General features: G+C 69.5%; 14 protein-coding genes. 4 read left to right on the top strand and 10 right to left on the bottom strand.

Annotation, left to right across the window (positions count from 1 at the left end; all coding sequences use genetic code 11):
- Positions 1 to 4 precede the first annotated feature (4 nt).
- From LX15_RS05345 to mgtA, 7 genes are all read right to left on the bottom strand, one after another.
- Positions 5 to 1,978: a hypothetical protein gene (locus LX15_RS05345; RefSeq protein ID WP_253668358.1), complete on the bottom strand. Its 1,974-nt coding sequence runs from the start codon at positions 1,976 to 1,978 to the stop codon at positions 5 to 7.
- An 87-nt stretch (positions 1,979 to 2,065) separates the two neighbouring features.
- A complete protein-coding gene (locus LX15_RS05340) occupies positions 2,066 to 2,851 on the bottom strand; it encodes a hypothetical protein (RefSeq protein ID WP_253668357.1) in 786 nt (261 codons plus the stop codon).
- A gap of 80 nt (positions 2,852 to 2,931) precedes the next feature.
- Positions 2,932 to 3,714, bottom strand: coding sequence for a hypothetical protein (locus LX15_RS05335; RefSeq protein ID WP_253668356.1), 783 nt, complete (start codon positions 3,712 to 3,714; stop codon positions 2,932 to 2,934).
- Positions 3,715 to 4,391: 677 nt separating this feature from the next.
- Positions 4,392 to 5,705, bottom strand: a complete 1,314-nt coding sequence (locus tag LX15_RS05330; RefSeq protein ID WP_253668355.1) for an ABC transporter ATP-binding protein — start codon at positions 5,703 to 5,705, stop codon at positions 4,392 to 4,394.
- Between the two features lie 26 nt (positions 5,706 to 5,731).
- Positions 5,732 to 7,474, bottom strand: a complete 1,743-nt coding sequence (locus LX15_RS05325; RefSeq protein WP_253668354.1) for an ABC transporter permease — start codon at positions 7,472 to 7,474, stop codon at positions 5,732 to 5,734.
- Between the two features lie 4 nt (positions 7,475 to 7,478).
- Positions 7,479 to 8,201: an MgtC/SapB family protein gene (locus LX15_RS05320; RefSeq protein ID WP_253668353.1), complete on the bottom strand. Its 723-nt coding sequence runs from the start codon at positions 8,199 to 8,201 to the stop codon at positions 7,479 to 7,481.
- Positions 8,202 to 8,249: 48 nt separating this feature from the next.
- Positions 8,250 to 10,901: a magnesium-translocating P-type ATPase gene (mgtA, locus tag LX15_RS05315; protein WP_253668352.1), complete on the bottom strand. Its 2,652-nt coding sequence runs from the start codon at positions 10,899 to 10,901 to the stop codon at positions 8,250 to 8,252.
- A 302-nt stretch (positions 10,902 to 11,203) separates the two neighbouring features.
- On the opposite strand from mgtA, the gene LX15_RS05310 reads away from it, so the two are divergent.
- The 3 genes from LX15_RS05310 to LX15_RS05300 all read left to right on the top strand — a co-directional run bounded on the left by LX15_RS05310 (position 11,204) and on the right by LX15_RS05300 (position 13,055).
- Positions 11,204 to 11,563 carry an ArsR/SmtB family transcription factor gene (locus tag LX15_RS05310; protein WP_253668351.1) on the top strand — a complete coding sequence of 120 codons (360 nt, stop codon included), beginning with the start codon at positions 11,204 to 11,206 and terminating at the stop codon, positions 11,561 to 11,563.
- Positions 11,564 to 11,628: 65 nt separating this feature from the next.
- Positions 11,629 to 12,597, top strand: a complete 969-nt coding sequence (locus tag LX15_RS05305) for a VWA domain-containing protein (protein ID WP_253668350.1) — start codon at positions 11,629 to 11,631, stop codon at positions 12,595 to 12,597.
- 128 nt (positions 12,598 to 12,725) lie between these two features.
- A complete protein-coding gene (locus tag LX15_RS05300; RefSeq protein WP_253668349.1) occupies positions 12,726 to 13,055 on the top strand; it encodes a putative quinol monooxygenase in 330 nt (109 codons plus the stop codon).
- Positions 13,056 to 13,223: 168 nt separating this feature from the next.
- On the opposite strand, the gene LX15_RS05295 is transcribed toward LX15_RS05300, so the two are convergent.
- Together LX15_RS05295 and LX15_RS05290 are read right to left on the bottom strand one after the other, a co-directional pair.
- The gene (locus LX15_RS05295; protein ID WP_253668348.1) at positions 13,224 to 13,520 is read right to left on the bottom strand and encodes a hypothetical protein; all 297 of its coding nucleotides are present in this window, start codon (positions 13,518 to 13,520) and stop codon (positions 13,224 to 13,226) included.
- Between the two features lie 284 nt (positions 13,521 to 13,804).
- Positions 13,805 to 14,533: a GbsR/MarR family transcriptional regulator gene (locus LX15_RS05290; RefSeq protein ID WP_253668347.1), complete on the bottom strand. Its 729-nt coding sequence runs from the start codon at positions 14,531 to 14,533 to the stop codon at positions 13,805 to 13,807.
- A 308-nt stretch (positions 14,534 to 14,841) separates the two neighbouring features.
- On the opposite strand from LX15_RS05290, the gene LX15_RS05285 reads away from it, so the two are divergent.
- A complete protein-coding gene (locus LX15_RS05285) occupies positions 14,842 to 15,984 on the top strand; it encodes a serine hydrolase domain-containing protein (RefSeq protein ID WP_253668346.1) in 1,143 nt (380 codons plus the stop codon).
- Between the two features lie 471 nt (positions 15,985 to 16,455).
- Here the strand turns inward: LX15_RS05285 and LX15_RS05280 are convergent, their stop codons facing one another.
- On the bottom strand, positions 16,456 to 17,352 hold the full coding sequence (locus tag LX15_RS05280; RefSeq protein ID WP_253668345.1) for an SDR family oxidoreductase: 897 nt from the start codon (positions 17,350 to 17,352) through the stop codon (positions 16,456 to 16,458).
- Positions 17,353 to 17,684: the final 332 nt, after the last annotated feature.

Below are 17,684 nucleotides of genomic sequence, written 5' to 3'. Positions count from 1 at the left end.
GGGCTCACTCCTCGGGCGTGGAGTCGTCCGGCGTGCCACGCTCCTTCTTCTCCGGCACCACGACGAAGAACGCGCCGGAGCCGCTGGTGCCGATCCACGGTCCCTCCCAACTCGTCTTGCGTTCGGTGATCTTCACCTTGTACCGGAAGTAGGGGTTGTCGGTGGGGCAGACGAGCCAGAAGCGGTCCTTGCCCTGGTCCTTGAACCGCCACAGGAAGCGGCTCTGGGGCTTGTCCGGCAGCGGCTTCCCGTCCCTGTCGGCGAGTTCGAAGACAGCCTCCAGCGTCTCCTGCTCCGACAGCTCCCGATCCAGGAAGATCGGGCCAACTGCCAGGATCTTCCTGGTCTCGGCCCGCACCTCGACGGTCTCCAGGTCAATGGGGCTGCCATGCTGCCCGGGATCGAGGTCCAGGGTCGGCTGTTCCAACTGGACCCTGCGGTAGGCGTCGTAGGGGTCGGGCTCGGCGAAGTGGACCTGCCGCTTCACGAACGTCCTGTCCGGCTCCCACTGGGGAGGCGGGTTCTCGACGTCCTCCTTCCGCTTCTGGTACACGCGGTAGGTCCAGTTGGTCAACTTCTCGTTCGGCTTCGGCGCGAGGAACTGGTGCCCCTCCCACATCAACGCGCCCTTCTCGTCCGGATAGCCGATCTGGACCGAGAGGAACTCGACGGCGCCCATCGTCCAGGCCGCGATCGGGACGCACTGCCGCGCGAGCTTCTGCGGCCAGTCGTCGAGGTAGACCACCGGGAAGTACTTCTTCTCGCCGGCGCCGTCCGTGCCCATGTCCTGGAGCATCCCCTCCAAGGTGGTGGAGATCGTGTGGTCCTGGCTGTAGGCGAACAGGTTCGTCTCCTCGTACTTCAGGTCGAGGTCGGTCTCGGTTCTGCGCCACTTCAGCGCGAACGACACGCCCCACGGGCTCGCGAAGAGCGACGACGAGGAGGACGCCTCCGCCGCTCCCTCCTGCGGCGTCTGCGGCTCGAAGATCACCTTCTGTGCCTGCTCCATGAACTTGGTGAGCACGAGGTCGGTGCGCTTCCGCAGGGCCTCCTCCACCTCGGGGCCGCCGGGGAAGGTGCTGTCCACCACCAACGTCACCTTGACGTCGCCGTCCGTGACGAGTTTGTCGAGATGTGCCTTGAGATCGACGTGGTGCCAGGGGCCCTTGTGATCGACGGCGGCGGAGAAGGAGTTGTAGATCCGCCGCCAGTTCCCGGTGATCTTGAGGGAGATCTTGGGCGTCCACACCTTGAGCTTCATGGACGACATCGCGTAGAGAGGGGCGCTCGACCCTTCCTTGAACGCCTTGTACAGGATGTTCGCCGGGTACTTGCCGAGCAACGCCGCGAAGGCGTGCTCCGCCGCCGGATCGATGGACCCCGGTCCGCCACCCTGGAGAACCCAGTACCACGGGCCGATGTCACCGGAGCGCCGCGGCGACGACCTGCGAAGCTTGTCGCCCTTGGTCGGTGGTGGTGCCCCCATCAGTTTGACCTTCAACGTCCCGTCCCTCTGCTTCACCAGGATCGGAAAGCCCCGCGCCGTGGGGCCGACGTTGGACAGGCTCACCGTGTTGGACAGCACGATCACCGGAGCGAACCTGGGTGTGCGTCCCTTGTTGTTCCAGTAGGCGTTGGAGGTATCCGTGTTCGCGGCGGCGACCTTCTTCTGCGCCTCCTCCATCTCCTTGTTGGGGATCTTCGCCGTCACGGTGAGGTTGAGCAGACCACCCACCGCCTCCTTCTCCGGCTCCCCGGCGGCCCCGCCGGCGAAGCGCAGGAGCTGGAACAGGTAGTCCCCCGTGTCCCCCTCCCTGCGGGCGATCCGCATCGCGCTGGGCACCCAGTAGTAGACAGGCGCCTCTCCGTCGCTCACCAGCGCCCGGTTGTTGGCGTCCGGCAGGAAAAGAACGCTGTACCGACCAACGGTCACGGTTTGTTGCCCGCCGGCCATGGTGGGTCCGATCGGCATTGCCATGAGAGACCTCCGGTAGCACGTCACACGACGACGGGACGGCGTGTCGCGGGCCGAAGTCAGGACCTCGCGATCGCGATGTCAGTCCGCTCACTTCACCTTCTGGCCCTGGGGGACCCAGAGGTAGCCGCAGAAACTCGTGTAGGGACCCCGGTCGCACGTCTCGGGATTGTCGATGACCTTCCCCTTCTCGTCGGTGTTGCGCGCCTTCGTCTTGCCGGCCTTGTGCCCCCAGAAGTCATTGGAGTGGTACCCGTACCAGTGGAAGTCCTTGCCAGGCCAGATCACCAGGGCCACCTTGCGCGCCTTGTCCACACAGTCCTTGCGCAGCCCGTCGCACACAGCGGCCTCCCTGACGTTGTCACAGTCGAAGCTCGTGTACTGCTGGCCGCAGAGACGGCCCGGCTGGGCGAACGTGTCCGACGCGTGGTTGGCGGCGTAGTTGTAGCAGTTGTTCTTCTCGATCCTGGACTTGTCGTTCCAGTAGTTGGGGTCGAAGGGCGGCGCGGAGGGCTTGCACGGAATCTTCTCCTCCTCGGTCAGAGCATTGACCACGTGCTCTCTGACCTCCTCGTCCACCTCGGCGCTGGTTCCCAACAACCACCGCGCCGTCTCCACTCGCTCCGTCCACGTCCACCCCTTTGTCTGCTTGCCGACTGGTCGCACCCGACCGAGAAGCCCGAACCGCGACGGCAGGGGGAACGTCTCACCCGGCGACAGTGAGACCACGAACTGCCGGAACCCGAGCTGGTCCAGCTCCAGGGGCGGGGAGAGATCGCGGCCCTTCAACCGATCCGCGAGCTGTCGCGCCTGCTCGGAGGACAGCTCCCACCGGGGATTGGGTCGACCCGAGAAAACATCCAGCTCAACGTACATCAGCAGTCCCCAATTCCTTCTGTAGGAGGAGCCGCGGTGCCACATCCTGAAGCAACGCGTTTCCCGAGGTCGTCAACGCCCTACTCCACCCGCTGGCCCGGAGGAACCCAGAGGTAGCCACAGAAATCCGTGTAGGGACCGCGGTTGCACTTCTGGGGATCGTGTATCACGAGCTTGTCCCGGTCCTCGTTGGTCGCCTGCGTCTGCCCCGGCTTGTGCCCCCAGAACCCTTCCGAGTGGTGCCCGTACCAGTGGAAGTCCTGGCCGGGCCAGATCACGAGCGCGACCTGTCGGGACTTGTTCACGCACGACGCCTTCAGGCCATCGCGCACCGCCGCTTCCGCGACGTCCTGGCACTCCATCTTGGTGAACACCTGGCCGCTCCGCCGGCCCGGCTGGGCGAAGGTGTCCGAGGCATGGTTGGCGGCGTAGTTGTAGCAGTTGTTCTTCTTGATCCGGGATGGGTCGTTCCAGTAACCCGGGTTGTAGGCAGGAGGGTTCGTGACACACCCCCTAACCTGGTCTTCGGTCAACGCGTCGACGACGTGCTCACGGACGTCATCCGTGACGTCTCTCGCCGATTCCAGGAGCCAACGCGCCACCTCGACCCGCTGCCCCTGGCTCCATCCCGCGCCCTGCTTCGGGGTCCGCCGAGGAAGGACGGCCAGGGCGAACCTGGTCGGGATTCCCTCGTACCTCTCCCCCGGCGACAACGAGACGATGAACTGCCGGAAGCCCAGCCGGCCCTGGTCGTCGGGGGCGGGCAGGTCAAAGCCGACGAGACGGTCCGCGAGTCGGCGGGACTCCTGCGGGGAGAGTTCCCAACGGGGGTTCGGTCGGCCGGAGAAGACATCCAGTTCCACGAACATCGTCACCTCGCCGCTGAGTGGTGGGTCAACCCCGGGCCAGTCCCACTATTCCGGCCAGGTCACGGAGCTGTGAGATCGAGAACACGTTTGTGTCCCCCGAGAGCAAGAGACCCCCGACGTGAGTGACCCCGCGAGGAAACCTTGTGGTACGGCTCGTCTCCGCCGTCACCACTGTGAGGGCGGAGACGCGCCCACACGAGCGGGCAATGCTCAGGAGTCGTCACGTTCTCCCCAACGGCCAGCCATGACACTCCTGGCTGGGAATCCGAAGTGGAGCACGGGAACCAAACCCTCAAATCCTGGCGATTTCCCCAGCAAGTGAGCCATGGCATGGCACGGCCCCATAGTCACGCACTGAGGTCCTTGCGGTCGTCAGGGTCCCGTTCGGCAGCGCGATCAACTTGTTGAGGGAGGCCGTACACACCGGTCCTGCCACCGTGTCGGTGGCGCCGGAGATGACCTGACCCGAGCATGGGGATGTGCGCGCCCATGCGTCGAGGTGTGCTCTGCCGTCAACCGTATGCACCGGAGTGGTATCCAGATGACGTACTGGAGTCGGAGCCCTGGAACGGCGAGGGTGTGCGCTTCAACCGCTCGGTTGTGTCGCTGGTCCGGAGGGTGCAGAACCCCGGGCGGGCAGGTCCCGCTCCACAGCCGTGGCGTGTCTTTGCTTATGGGGCAACGGAAGGCTGGATGTCGGCGGCGGGGTCGACGGTGATGCGGTCGGTGTCGGTGTCATAGTCGAACAGTTCGGCGTAGCGCCCCCAGTCGATGGCGATGTCCAGTTGCCGCTGCGCGTCCTCGACCGCGAAGCCGCGGCGGAGGAGGTCGAGGAAGAAGCCGGCGCGGAGGCTGCCGCGACCGCTGGCCCCCAACGCGTTGCAGATGGTGCGCACCAGCGGCGCGCGGTGGCGGGCCTGCTCGGCGAAGACCTGCTTGCTGCGCTGGATGTCGGCGGTGGTGAACTCCTTGCCCGTCGGGGTCACCGCGAGGTCACCCCCCTCGACGAGCAGGAAGTCGAGCATGGTCGCGGCGTCCACGAGCGGCAGCAGATCGTCGATCTCGAAGGTGAGGTCGGCGGCGATCTCCGGGAGGTCGGCGCGGCCGCCCTTGGCGTGGACGATCTCGACGAGTCCCGCGAGGCCGCCGACGGAGGCGGCGGGCAGCGGCCGGGCGACGGGCGTGGCCTCGGTGGGCTCGGGCTCGACCGCGCCGGGTTCGCGTCCGGTGAGCAGGTCGTAGAGCCGGTCCACCAGGCCGGCGAAGGCGGCGGACTTCCGGTCGCGGGGCCGGGCGAGGTCGACGGGGACCTCGGCGCGGATGTGGCCGGGGTTGGCGCCGAGCACGACGACGCGGTCGGCGAGCAGCACGGCCTCCTCGATGTTGTGGGTGACCACGCAGATCGCCTTGGTGGGGAAGTCCTCCCGCTGCCACAGGCTCATGAGTTCGGTGCGGAGGTTCTCGGCGGTGAGCACGTCGAGGGCGGAGAACGGCTCGTCCATCAGCAGCAGGTCGGGTTCGAGCACCAGCGCGCGGGCGAAGCCGACCCGCTGGCGCATGCCGCCGGAGAGTTCCTTAGGGTAGGCGGACTCGAACCCGTCCAGGCCGATCAGGTCGATCGCGTTCAGGGCGCGTTCCCGGCGCTGGGCCGGCGGGACGCCGCGCGCGGCGAGCCCGAGTTCGACGTTGTCCTGCACGGTGAGCCACGGCATGAGCGCGAAGGTCTGGAAGACCATCGCGGTGCCGGGATTGGCGCCGACGAGCTCCTGTCCCCGGTAGCGGACGGTGCCGCGGGTGGGGCTGATGAGCCCGGCGATCGTGCGCAGCAGGGTGGACTTGCCCGAGCCGGAACGCCCCAGCAACGCCACGATCTCGCCGGCGCGGAGCTGGAGGCTGACGTCGTCCAGGACGCGCAGCTCGTCGCCGGCGGCGCCGGTGAAGCTCTTGCTGACCTTGTCGACGTGGACCAGCACTTCGTGCGACATGGGAACTCCGGGTGGAAGTCGTGGGATCAGGTGAGGGAGAAGCGGCGTTCGGCCAGGACGTGGAGGCGACGCCAGAACAGGCGGTTGAGCCCGACGACGTAGAGGCTCATCACGGCGACGCCGATGAGGATGTGCGGGGCGTCGCCGGTGGTGGTGGCCTCGGAGATGTAGGCGCCCAGGCCGGTGGCGGTGAGCGTGGTGCCGTGGTAGCTGACGATCTCGGCGACGATGGAGGCGTTCCAGGCGCCGCCGGCGGCGGTGATCCCGCCGGTGACGAAGCTGGGGAAGATCGCGGGGAGGATCAGCCGGCGCCACCGCAGGGACCGGGGCAACCGGAGGTTGGCGGCGGCCTCGCGCAGGTCGTTGGGGATGGCGGAGGCCCCGGCGATGACGTTGAACAGGATGTACCACTGCGCCCCGAGCGCCATCAGCAGGATCCCACCCCAGTCCAGGGTGATCCCGGTGGCGACGAGGACGGCGGTGATGATCGGGAACAGGAAGTTCGCCGGGAAGCTGGCCAGCACCTGGACCACCGGTTGGGCGAGGCGGGAGACCCTGGGGTTGAGCCCGATCCACACGCCGACGGGCACCCAGACGACGGTCGCGACCGCGACGAGTGCGACGACCCGGCCGAAGGTGACCAGGCCGAGCAGCAGCGCGTGTCCGACCTCGGCGAAACCGGTGGTGTCGGCGATGAAACCGGTCATCCGCGCCACGCCGTAGGCGACGGCGGCGAGCACGGTCACGGTGAAGGCGATGTCGGCGACGCGGCGGCGCGCCGGGGAGACGCGCAGGGGGCGGTCGGCCAGCCCGAACACCGCCATCACGCGGTCGGTCGGGAAGACCAGCCCGCCGAGCGCCCGGCCCAGGAGGGCCGGAACGCGGGAGCGGCGGAGCAGGTCGAGCACGACGCTGCGCGGCGCGTGGGCGGCTTCGGACTCCTCGACGCGGAACCGTTCGGCCCACGCGGTCAGCGGGCGCCAGAACAGCACGTTGACGCCAACCACCATGACGATCATGACCGCGATGGCGAGCAGGACCTTGTCGAGTTCGCCGTCGTCGCTGGCGGCGGCGACGTAGGCGCCGACGCCGGGCAGGGCGAACTGGTGGTTGTTGACGCTCAGCGCCTCGGAGGCGGTGAGGAAGAACCAGCCCCCGCCGAAGCTCATCATCCCGTTCCAGACCAGCGAGATCATGCCGCTGGGCACGTCGACCCGCCAGAACCGCTGCCACCGCGACAGCCGCAGCAGCCGGGACGCCTCGTCGAGGTCGCGCGGCTGGGAGGACAGGGAGTGGTAGAAGGCGAAGGTCATGTTCCACGCCTGGGAGGTGAAGATCGCGAAGATCGACGCGGCCTCCAGGCCGAGCTCGGACCCCGGGAACAGGGCGATGAACCCGGTGATCGTCACGGACAGGAACCCGAGGATGGGCACCGACTGGAGGATGTCCAGCAGCGGGATCAGCACCTTCTCGGCGCGCCGGGACCGGGCGGCGGCGGTGGCGTAGACGAAGGTGAACGCCACCGACAGGGCGAGCGCGGCGAACATGCGCAGCAGCGAGCGCCCCGCGTAGTAGGGCAGTTCGGCGGGATCGGTGGACACCGCCGACGGCGCGGTGGCCTCGTCCCAGGGCACGGCGGCACCGTGGGCGAGGTGCACGACCAGCCACAGCAGCGCGGCGGCGCCGAGGAACACGGTCACGTCCGCGGCGACGGTGCGGGCGGGTTGGGCGAGCACGCCCCGGGTGGGGAAGGTGCGCGGCAGCGACATGGGTTCACCTGTCCTCGTCGTCGCGGACACGGGTGGGGGTGTGGACCTGCCAGCGGACGCTGGTCACCGACGGTTCCAGGGACAGTCGGCTCACCGCGGACTCCATCTGTTTGTCGTCGCGGTGTTCGGCGCTCAGGGCGGCCCGCACCTCCACCAGGCCGCCGGTGTCGGTGTTGGCGCTCTCCACCGAGCACAGGGCGAAGTCGGTGCGGGACAACGCCTGCACGAGCAGGGACCGCACGTGGGCCTCGGCGTCGTCCCTGGTCACCGCGAGGAAGGTGTAGGTGGTGGGGGTCTCGCCGCCGGTGTCGGGGCGGCGGTCCATGGTGCGACCCAGGGGGCGCAGGACGAGGTGGACGGCGACCACGACCAGGGCGCCGGCGAGGGCTTCGAGGGTGAGCCCCGCGCCGGCGAGTGCGCCGACGGCGGCCGAGCACCACAGGGTGGCGGCGGTGTTCAGCCCGCGCACGGTCAGTCCTTCGCGGAGGATGACCCCGCCGCCGAGGAACCCGATGCCGGAGACGATCTGCGCGGCGACGCGGGTGGGGTCGGCGGTGTCCCCGGTGAAGCCGTGCGCGGACAGCAGCACGAACAGTGCGGCGCCGGCGGCGACGAGGGCGTTGGTGCGGAGGCCCGCCATGCGCGCCCGGTACTGTCGTTCGACCCCGATCAGCGCGCCGAGCCCCACTCCGGTTGCCAGGCGCAGCAACATCTCCGCAGTCGTCATCGTGCGGTTGCCTTTCTTGGTGGTGTGCCGCGGGTGCTGGATGTCCTGTTACAGCCACGACTGCTGGCGTCGTGCGTATCGGGTCTTGACCCAGTGGGCGGCCAGGCCGTAGGCGAGCAGGCACGCGACCAGCCACAGCAGGTAGCCGGCGGGCAGAGGTCGCATGCGCAGCGCGTCCGCCAGGGGCGAGATCGGCAGCAGCGATCCCAGGACCGCCACCGCGGCGGCGGCGACCAGCACGGGCCTGGTGGGGTGGGCGCCGCGCCAGGGCAGGGTGCGGGTGCGCAGCACGAGCACGATGAGCACCTGGGACAGCAGGCCGTGGACGAACCAGCCGGTCTGGAACAGCGCCGGGTGCGTGCCCGCGTCGAAGACCCACACCAGGGCGGCGAAGGTGGTCAGGTCGACCAGTGAGCTCAGGGGGCCGAAGACCAGCATGAACCGGGCCAGCCCCGAGGCGTCCCAGCGGCGGGGGCGGCGCAGGTAGTCGTCGTCGACCCGGTCCCACGGCAGGGCCAGTTGGGCGGTGTCGTAGAGCAGGTTCTGCGCCATGAGCTGGATGGGCAGCATGGGCAGGAACGGCAGGAACGCGCTGGCCGCCAGCACGGTGAGCACGTTGCCGAAGTTCGAGCTGGCGGTGATCTTGACGTACTTCATGGTGTTGCCGAGCGTGCGGCGGCCCTCGACGACCCCGCGCGCCACCACCGACAGGTCCGACTCCCGCAGGATCAGGTCGGCCGCCTGCTTGGCCGCGTCCGTGGCGGTGTCGGGGGCGATGCCGACGTCGGCGGTCCGCAGGACGGGCACGTCGTTGACGCCGTCGCCGAGGAACCCCACGGCGTGTCCGCGTCCGCGCAGCGCGGCGACGACGCGGGCCTTGTGCGCCGGGGTCAGCCTGGCGAACACGGTGGTGCGTTCGACCAGGGCGCCGAGCGCGGTGTCGTCGAGGGTGTCGAGCTGGCCGCCGAGCACGACCTCGCCGACGTCGACACCGGCCTGCTCCGCGACCTGGGCGGCGACGTGCTGGTTGTCGCCGGTGAGGATCTTCACCGCCACCCCGTGGCCGGTCAGGGTGCGCACGGCCTCGGCGGCGGAGGCGCGGACCGGGTCGACGAACCCGACGAACCCGACCAGCACCAGGTTGGCCTCGTCCTTCTCGCCGTAGCGGTCGGGTCGCGCCGGACCGGTCCTGGTCGCCACGGCGAGCACCCGCATGCCGTGGTCGGCGTGGGCGCGGACCAGGTCGGCGGCGTCCCGACGGGTGGCGCGGTCCAGCTCCACGACCTCGCCGTTGCGGCGGGCGTAGGCGCACCGGGGCAGGATCTCGTCCGGGTCACCCTTCGTGATCAGGATGTGTTCGCCGGGGTGGCGTCGCACGACGACGGTGGCGCGGCGGCGGGTGTGGTCGAACCCGATCTCGTCGACCTTGGTGAACAGGGCGTCGGCGAGCAGGGCGGCGCCGTCGTCGGCGAGCTGGTCGGCGATGGCCTCGTCCAGCCGGTTGGGCGGGCTGTCCTGGTGGTGCACGGCCAGGTAGGCGTGGTCGGCGGCCTCGCCGTCGATCTGGCCGAGGGCGTCGACGCTGTGGGCGTAGACGATCCGGTCCTCGGTCAGGGTGCCGGTCTTGTCCACGCACAGCACGTCCATCGCGCCCAGGTCCTGGATCGCGTTCAACCGGGTCACGATGACCTGCCGGCGGGCCAACTGGTGGGCGCCGCGCGCCAGGTTGGTCGTCACGATCACCGGCAGCATCTCGGGGGTCAACCCGACGGCGACGGCCGTCGCGAACATGGTCGCCTGCGCCCAGTCGCCGGTGACCGTGCCGTTGACCACCACCACGATCGGCACCATCACCAGCATGAACCGGATCAGCGTCCACCCGACCGACCGCACCCCGTGGTCGAAGCTGGACTCCGGCCGCCCGCCGGTGCTGGCCTTCGCGAGCGCGCCGACGTGGGTGTTGGCGCCTGTCGCCAGCACCACCGCCGTGCCACGGCCGGCGACCACGGCGGTGCCGGCGAACCCCAGCGACGGCGACTCGACCAGGCTCGGACCCGCCGCGCGGCGGCGCCGGCGCCCCGCCGGGGGCACGGAGGTGGGTGGCTGTTTGGCGACGGGCAGGGTCTCCCCCGACAGTGCGGACTGGTCCACGGCCAGGTCGGTGGCCGCCACGATCCGCACGTCGGCGGGCACCACGTCACCGGCGGTCAGCACCACCACGTCACCGGGCACCAGATCCTCCACCGGCACCTCGCGGTCCATCGCCGGCTGCCCGTCCTCGGCGCGGCGCCGCACGGTCACGGTCGTGCTCACCTGCGTGCGCAGCGCCCGCACGGCCCGGTCGGAGCGGGTGTGCTGCCAGAACCGCAGCGCGATCGACAGGGCCACCATCACCGCGACGGTCACCGCGCCCCGGGCGTCGCCGAGCACGACGAACACCACGCCCAGCGCGGCCAGCAACGCCACGAACGGGCTGCGCACGGCGACGCCCAGACGGGACGCGACCGTGGTCTCGACGGCGGGTGGCCTGTTGTCCCCGTGGTGGCGCAGGCGGTCAGCGGCATCGGCCTCGGTCAGGCCCTTCGGGGAACTCGCCAGCCGCTGGAACACGGTCAGCACCGGCGCGTTCGCCAGCTCGCGCAGCCGGTCGTCGAGGGTGGCCGAGTCAGCGTGGTCGTGCGGGGTCGAGGTGGTGTGCATCGGCGCGGTCCTTGTCGGTGTGGGCTTGTGCCGTGATCTGTGCCGTAGCTCAGGGCGACGAACACCCACGCGGACCGTCGGGACCTACCTCGGCCCTCCGAGGCGCGGCCGGACCTCCGCGTGGGGGCGGCTACTACTTCCCTCGCCGATCATCCGGCCCACCTCCTTCCACCACGCGTCCCTGGTTCACCCTTGTGGGCGAGTGCGGGTCCAGTAGACCGCAACCCAGCAAGACAGTCAAACAATTGTGCAAGTGTTTACAGTAGGTTGGTCCCATCATCACCACCCGAGAGGACGCCCCCGTGCCCACCGACCCCCCGCCGGAACCCGCCGCTCCCCTGCCGCCAGACCTGCTCCAGGACGCCGCGGCGACCTTCGGCATGCTCTCGGCCACCGTCCGGCTGCACATCATGTGGCTGCTGGCCGCCGGAGAACGCGACGTCGGCACCCTGGCCGACCAGGTGGGACAGTCGGTGGCCACGGTCAGCCACCACCTGGCCAAGCTCAGGCTCGCCGGACTGGTGCGAGCCCGCCGTGAAGGCAAGCGGCAGGTCTACCTCGTCGACGACCCGCACGTGGTCGAACTGGTGCGGCTCGCCGTACGCCACCACGACGCGCTTCGCTCCCCCTCCCGCGCGAGCCGACGCGCCCGGGGCGCATAACCGCCGCTGCGGCCGACCCGTGTCGGCTCACCGCCACACCACCGTTCCCGCAGTCCACTGACAGGATGCGCGTGCCCACCTTCACCACCCCGCACTGGTTCGGTCTGCTGGCCGTCGTCGCGCTGCTGGCCGTGGGTTACCTGCTCGCCCAACGCCACCGACGCCGACGCACCCTGCGCTTCACCAACCTGGCCCTGCTCGACCGGGTCGCCCCACGCCGGCAGCAGGCCACCCGGCACGTTCCCGCGGTGCTGTCGCTGTGCGCCCTGACACTGTTCGCGATCGGACTGGCCGGCCCGACCGCACAGGCGCGGGTTCCCCGCGACCGCGCCACGGTGATGCTGATCCTGGACGAGTCGCTGTCGATGGGCGCCACCGACGTCCAGCCCAGTCGTCTGGACGCGGTCAAGGCCGCCGCCACCGAGTTCGCGCACGGCCTGCCGCCGAGCGTCAACCTCGGCCTGGTCACCTTCGCCGGCACCGCCACCGTGCAGGTCATGCCCACCACCCTGCGCGAGCCCGTGCTCCGCGGCATCCAGCGGATGAAGCTGCGGGAGTCCACCGCCACCGGCGAGGCCCTGGCCGCCGCCCACGACGCCGCGCAGCAGATCAACCAACTGCTCACCGGAGCCGACGGCCCACCGCCGACGCGCATCGTGCTGCTGTCCGACGGCCGCAAGAACGTCGGCCGCGAGGTCGACGGCCCCGCCCAGGACTGCAAGAACGCGCACATCGACGTCGACACCATCTCCTTCGGCACCACCAATCCCGAGGTCACCGTCGACATCCAGGGCAGGCCGGTTCCGGTGCCGTCCGACCCGGACACCATGCGGCGCATCGCCGCCGTCTCCGGCGGGCACTGGTACGCCGCGCCCACCGCCGAGGCCCTGCGCCAGATCTACGGCGCCATCGGCAGCCAGGTCGGCTACGAAACCCGACAGGTGGACGCCAGCAAGCCCTGGATGATCCTCGGCACGGTGTTCTTCGTGGCCGGGGCCGCCACGGCCCTTCGGTTCAACCAACGCATTCCCTGACGAAAGTCTCAGCGACCCGTTCGCCCTCCGGGGGGCCACTGACGACACCACTCCCCCATCCCCTGTGACCCGCTTCTCAGGTTCACGACTTGAATCTCACATCAATGTCAGAACCTAGCCTCGACGCCATGACGACGACATCGACAGCACGAACTCCCGTCTCGCTCTACGGATTCCTCACGCCCAGGCCCGGGCATGCCGACGCGCTCAGGAAGCTCCTGATGGGCCTCGTCGAACCGTCCCGAGGCCACGAGGGCAGCCTTGAGTACCACCTCCACGAGCAGGAGGACGGCCGGTTCTTCCTGTACGAGGTCTGGCGATCCCAGGAGGACCTCGACCGGCACAACGCGACCGAACTGCTGCGCGACTTCATGAAGGAGCTGACCCGACACGTGGACGGGGCGCCGGAGGCGTACTCCGGCGTGATGAGGAGCGCCTATCCGTCCATTTCGGACTGATCGCGCCGGGGGTGCCTTCCCGTTCCGTGGCCCGCGTGGCCTGGCCTGTGGGTGTGGCCTCCCGCGCCGGACGGTCGACGTCCAGTCCCCACCGCAAGGTCAGGGCGGGGGCCGCCGCGATCGACACCAGGACCGCGGTGGCGAGCGCGTAGCGCCAGGGGTTGCACATCACGTGCCGTACCCACCGCGCCCATCGTGTTCCCTCGTCGGGTCCATGGCGCCGCCGAACACCATGACCATGGCCACCCGTCGGATGCCGCCCAGAGCCGTCAGCGGGATCAGCGCGGCGATCGACAGCGCGAGCAGTTCGGCTCGACGCAGGTCGGCGAGGGCGATCCCGTGCGTCTCCGCGTCGATCGAGGACAGGTTCACCGTCGACGCCGCGACCTGGCCGTGCGAGGCGTCGCGGGTCGTGTGGCGTAGCACGTGTTGTTGGAGGGAGATCCGCCGGTTCCGGGTGGCCATCGCCGTGGAGGCCGACGAGCGCGAGGGCGACCCGGCGGTCGGCGCGCGGTCGGGTGGGCGGGGTGAGGCCTGAAGCCGAACATGCCGCGCGTTTTCAAGGCGTCCAATGTGGATGTTTCCCTCGTACGATCACGACGCGGTCGTCAGCCTCGCCTTGACGCCACTCCGACAGCGATAGTCTCCGCCAGCGTCGAGCGGCGAACGCCGCCGACACGAATGTCCACACGCGAATGTCCGCAAGGGACACTGCCCTGCGCTGACGGGGACCGGTCAGAGCCACTGGTTCAAGGCTGCTGGTGGGTGTTGCGAGCGGCCAGGGTCTGCCGCCACTGCTCGACGGTTCTCCGCAGGGACTCGCTCACGAGGAGAAGCAGTTCGGCGGAGTCCTGGAAGCGGGCGCCCGCCGGGGTCTCCCGCCCCAGGACCTCGGCTCCGCGCCGTGATTCGGCCGCCAAAGCGGTGGTCATCCGCTGGGTCGCCAGCAGGGACCGGGCCCAGATCTCGTCGTCGAAGACATAGTGTTCGCGACGGACGCCGGGAGTTCTCCGCCTCCTGAGCAGCCCCTGCTGTTCGAGGAAGGTGACCGCGTTCGAGATCGACGCCGGGCTGACGCGGAGCCGCCGGACCAGGTCGGCGGCGGTGAGCGTGCCGGAGTCGGTGATGTACAGGCAGGCCAGCACGCCGGCCGCCACCCTGGGCATCCCCTGTTGAACCAGGAGGGCGGTGAAGGACGCCGCGAACTCCTCGACCGCCTGGGGGTCTCGCCCGTAGCCGATGTCGGCGACCGACGTCGCGGGAGACCGAGCCTGCCTACGCCGGCGCGCGCGTTGCCGCGTGGCCTCGTGCGCCTGTTCCGCCCGGTAGCCGTCGGGACCGCCGTTGCGGGTGACCTCCCGCATGATGGTGGAGGCGGGCCGTCCCAGCCGCCGGCCGATCTCCGCGTAGCCGAGCCCCTCAGCCAGCCCCGCGGCGATGTGCTGACGGTCCTCGTCGGTGAGCCTGCCCCCGGGCATCGATGCTCGTCCCCCTCTGTCCACACGCGCGGAGCGACGGCGCCCGCGCACTCCACGGCCAGTATGCGTTCACGCTCATCTCATTGCAATGCAGGGCGTGACATCTCATTGCGTTCATCGTCAATGTCATTGCAATGCATCCTCCATCATGCTTGTAGGAACGGGAGGTACGAACACTTCCAGCGTTGACCGATCAGTGAACGCAATGTAGCGTCATCGACGTTCAGCAATCTCTGAACACTGACGAGAGCCCGTCGGGGACTCCACACCACTTCCGCCGCCGGCGGATTTCGAAGGAGCGCACAACCATGTCCGTCACCCCCGCCGACCAGGACAAACCCACCACGCGGACCGCCGCGTCCGACGCTGTCACCGGGCAGGAACGCCCGGATCTCCAGGAGGCCATCCAGGCGTTCGTCGACTCCGGCTTCGCCGGAATCCAGATGCGCGTGCACGACGAGCGCGGCGAGTGGGTGGGCAGCGCCGGGGTGCGCAAGCTGGGTGAGACCGCGAAGCCGGCGGCGAACGGCCAGTTCTGGGTGGGCAGCACCACCAAGACCTTCGTCGCGACCCTGGTGTTGCAGTTGGTCGCCGAAGGCACGGTCGGCCTGGACACCTCGGTGGCCGACTACCTGCCAGAGTTCGGGCTGGACGAGCGGATCACCGTGCGGATGCTGTTGCAGCACACCAGCGGCCTGTACAACTACACCGGCGAACTCGACACCGACGGGACGTTCGTCCCGGGAATCCCCGCGATGGGCAAGGAGTGGGTGGACAACCGGTTCCACACCTACCAGCCGGAGGAGCTGGTGCGGTTCGCGTTGTCCAAGCCGGCGCGGTTCGAGCCAGGGGCGGACCAAAGCTACTCCAACACCAACTACACCCTCGCCGTGCTGCTGATCGAGAAGGTCACCAGCCGCTCGTACGCGGAGGAGATGTGGCGGCGAGTCCTGCGGCCGCTCGGGCTGCGGGACACCGTGGTGCCGGGCAGCTCGCCGGAGATCCCCGGGCCGCACGCGCACGGCTACTACCGCTACCAGGACGCGGGCGAGTGGAAGGTCGTCGACGTCTCCCGCCAGAACCTCTCCCTGTTGGTCGGCGCCGGTGACATGATCTCGTCGACGCGGGATCTCCACACGTTCTTCTCCGCGCTGCTGGGCGGCAGGCTCCTGCCGACCCCGCTGGTGGACGAGATGCGCACGCCGCACGGGAGCCTCGGCTACGGCCTGGGGATGTTCGTCCAGGACCTGGGTCCGGAGCACGACGTGACCATCGTCCACCACAACGGCGGCGCCCCGGGGGGCTACGGGGCGTTGATGATCAGCACGCCCGACGGCGGCACGACCCTCACCGCCGGTCTGACCACGGGCGACTCCACGATCGACCCCGCGCAGGAGTTCCCAAAGGCGCTGGACAGGCTCATCAAGGCGGTGTTCTGCGGCGAAGGCTGACCGGTCGGCTGACGTGGCCGGGTCGACTCCGCCCACGGTCTGAACGCAGGCGCGCGAGGCCGCGTTGTACCCCTTCCATCAGGCTCTTCCCGGCTCCGGTGTTGGTAGGGGATTCGTCTTCCGCGCGGTGGCGGGCTGCTGAGCTGTCTCGGCGGGCTCTCAGGCCTGCCGGTTCGTGTTCCGCTTCGTGTTCCTCGGTACTCGGTGAACTCGCCGGAGACGTACGGGCCGAGCAGGACGTGCGCCCGGCGAAGCACCTTGGTGCTGGAGGCAGACACCGCCCGAGACGTGGGGTCGACGAGGAAGTACTCCTTCTCCACACCGAGTGTGGTGGTGGACGGTCGTCACGGGCCATGGCCTTCCTCCCCCACCGTCGCCGTGGTCAAGGGATGGTCGGGCGCGGGGCAACGTCTGGTTCCGCTCGCCCCTCACGCCTTCCGCTCGCCCCCCTCACGCTCTCCGCTCGTCTCCTCACCCTCGTGGTGTCGGAATGAACCCGATGCGGCGCAGGTAGCCCAGGTACAGGTCGACGAGGTCGCTGTCGACGGGCGGGCAGGAGGGCGCGTCGGGGGCCAGCACGGAGGCGGGGTCGAGTTCGGCGGCGGTGGGCGGGCGCGGGCGCGGGCGCGGCCGGAGAATCGAGAGCAGGGCTGGGCCTTCGGCGGCGGGCGCGGACAGCAGCGGAACGTGGGGACTGAACGGGTGGTGGGGTTGTCCGGCCGTGAGGTCCGTGACGCGTTCGACCCATCGGGGGTAGGGCTCGGTCCGAAGTGGACAGACCTGCGCGGCATCCCGCTCGACCAGGAGCGGGAACGCGGCCGGTCGTGGATCGGCGACGCGATAGGTCGCGCCCACCGGGGGCAGAGTCAGGAGCCTGGTGATGGTCTCGGTGACGTGGTCGACCGGAACCAGGTTCAACGGCACGTCGACGTCGGGTGCGCTCCCGGTGTCGGCGATGACGCGGATGAGGGCGCACAGGAGACTGTTGGTGTTCCACGCCCCCGTCGCGCTGGCGCCGCTGATCTCACCGGGTCGGTAGATCGTCGCGGGTAGTCCCCGGTCGGCCGCCTGGGCGACGAGTCGTTCGGACACCCACTTGGTCTGCGCGTACCCGGTGACCAGCTCGGCCGGTTCCGGTGCTGTCGGGCGGCTGGCGGCGGTGGCGGGCAGCACGTCGGTGGTCGAGACGTAGTGCACGGCCAGGGGGCGGTCGTGCGCGGCCCACGTCAGCAGTTGACGGGTGGAGTCGACGTTGGCGAGGGTGAGGACCCGGTACGGGTAGAGGAAGTTGACCTGGGCTGCGGCGTCCAGGCGGCGGAGTTTCGCGCGGAACGCCCACCAACAACCACCACCAGGGGCCGGAGCCACCCCTTACCTCAGGTCAGCCCCCACCCGCCCTGGGGGGCGAGCCCCGCTCCAGCCTACCGACCACCACCCCACCACCGCACCAGCAACAACCGCACCTGTGGACAACTCAGGCACCTGTGGACAACCCCATCCCCCAACAGGATGATGCGCTTGACAACCCACCACAAACCAGCCCCACAACACCCCACCCCACCCGCCACAACCCCACAACCCCCACACCCACCAAAAACCGACCTCCCACACACACCCAGAACCAGAACCAGAACCAACACCAGGGCAGGGGCCGCCGCCGGGAACACCCACCAACACACAACACAACAAAAAAAAGGGGG

Origin of the sequence: Streptoalloteichus tenebrarius (assembly GCF_024171885.1) — a bacterium.
In the GTDB taxonomy this organism is placed as follows: domain Bacteria; phylum Actinomycetota; class Actinomycetes; order Mycobacteriales; family Pseudonocardiaceae; genus Streptoalloteichus; species Streptoalloteichus tenebrarius.
The sequence above is the reverse complement of the archived record's forward strand: the minus strand, read 5'-3'. Positions and strand labels throughout refer to the sequence as shown.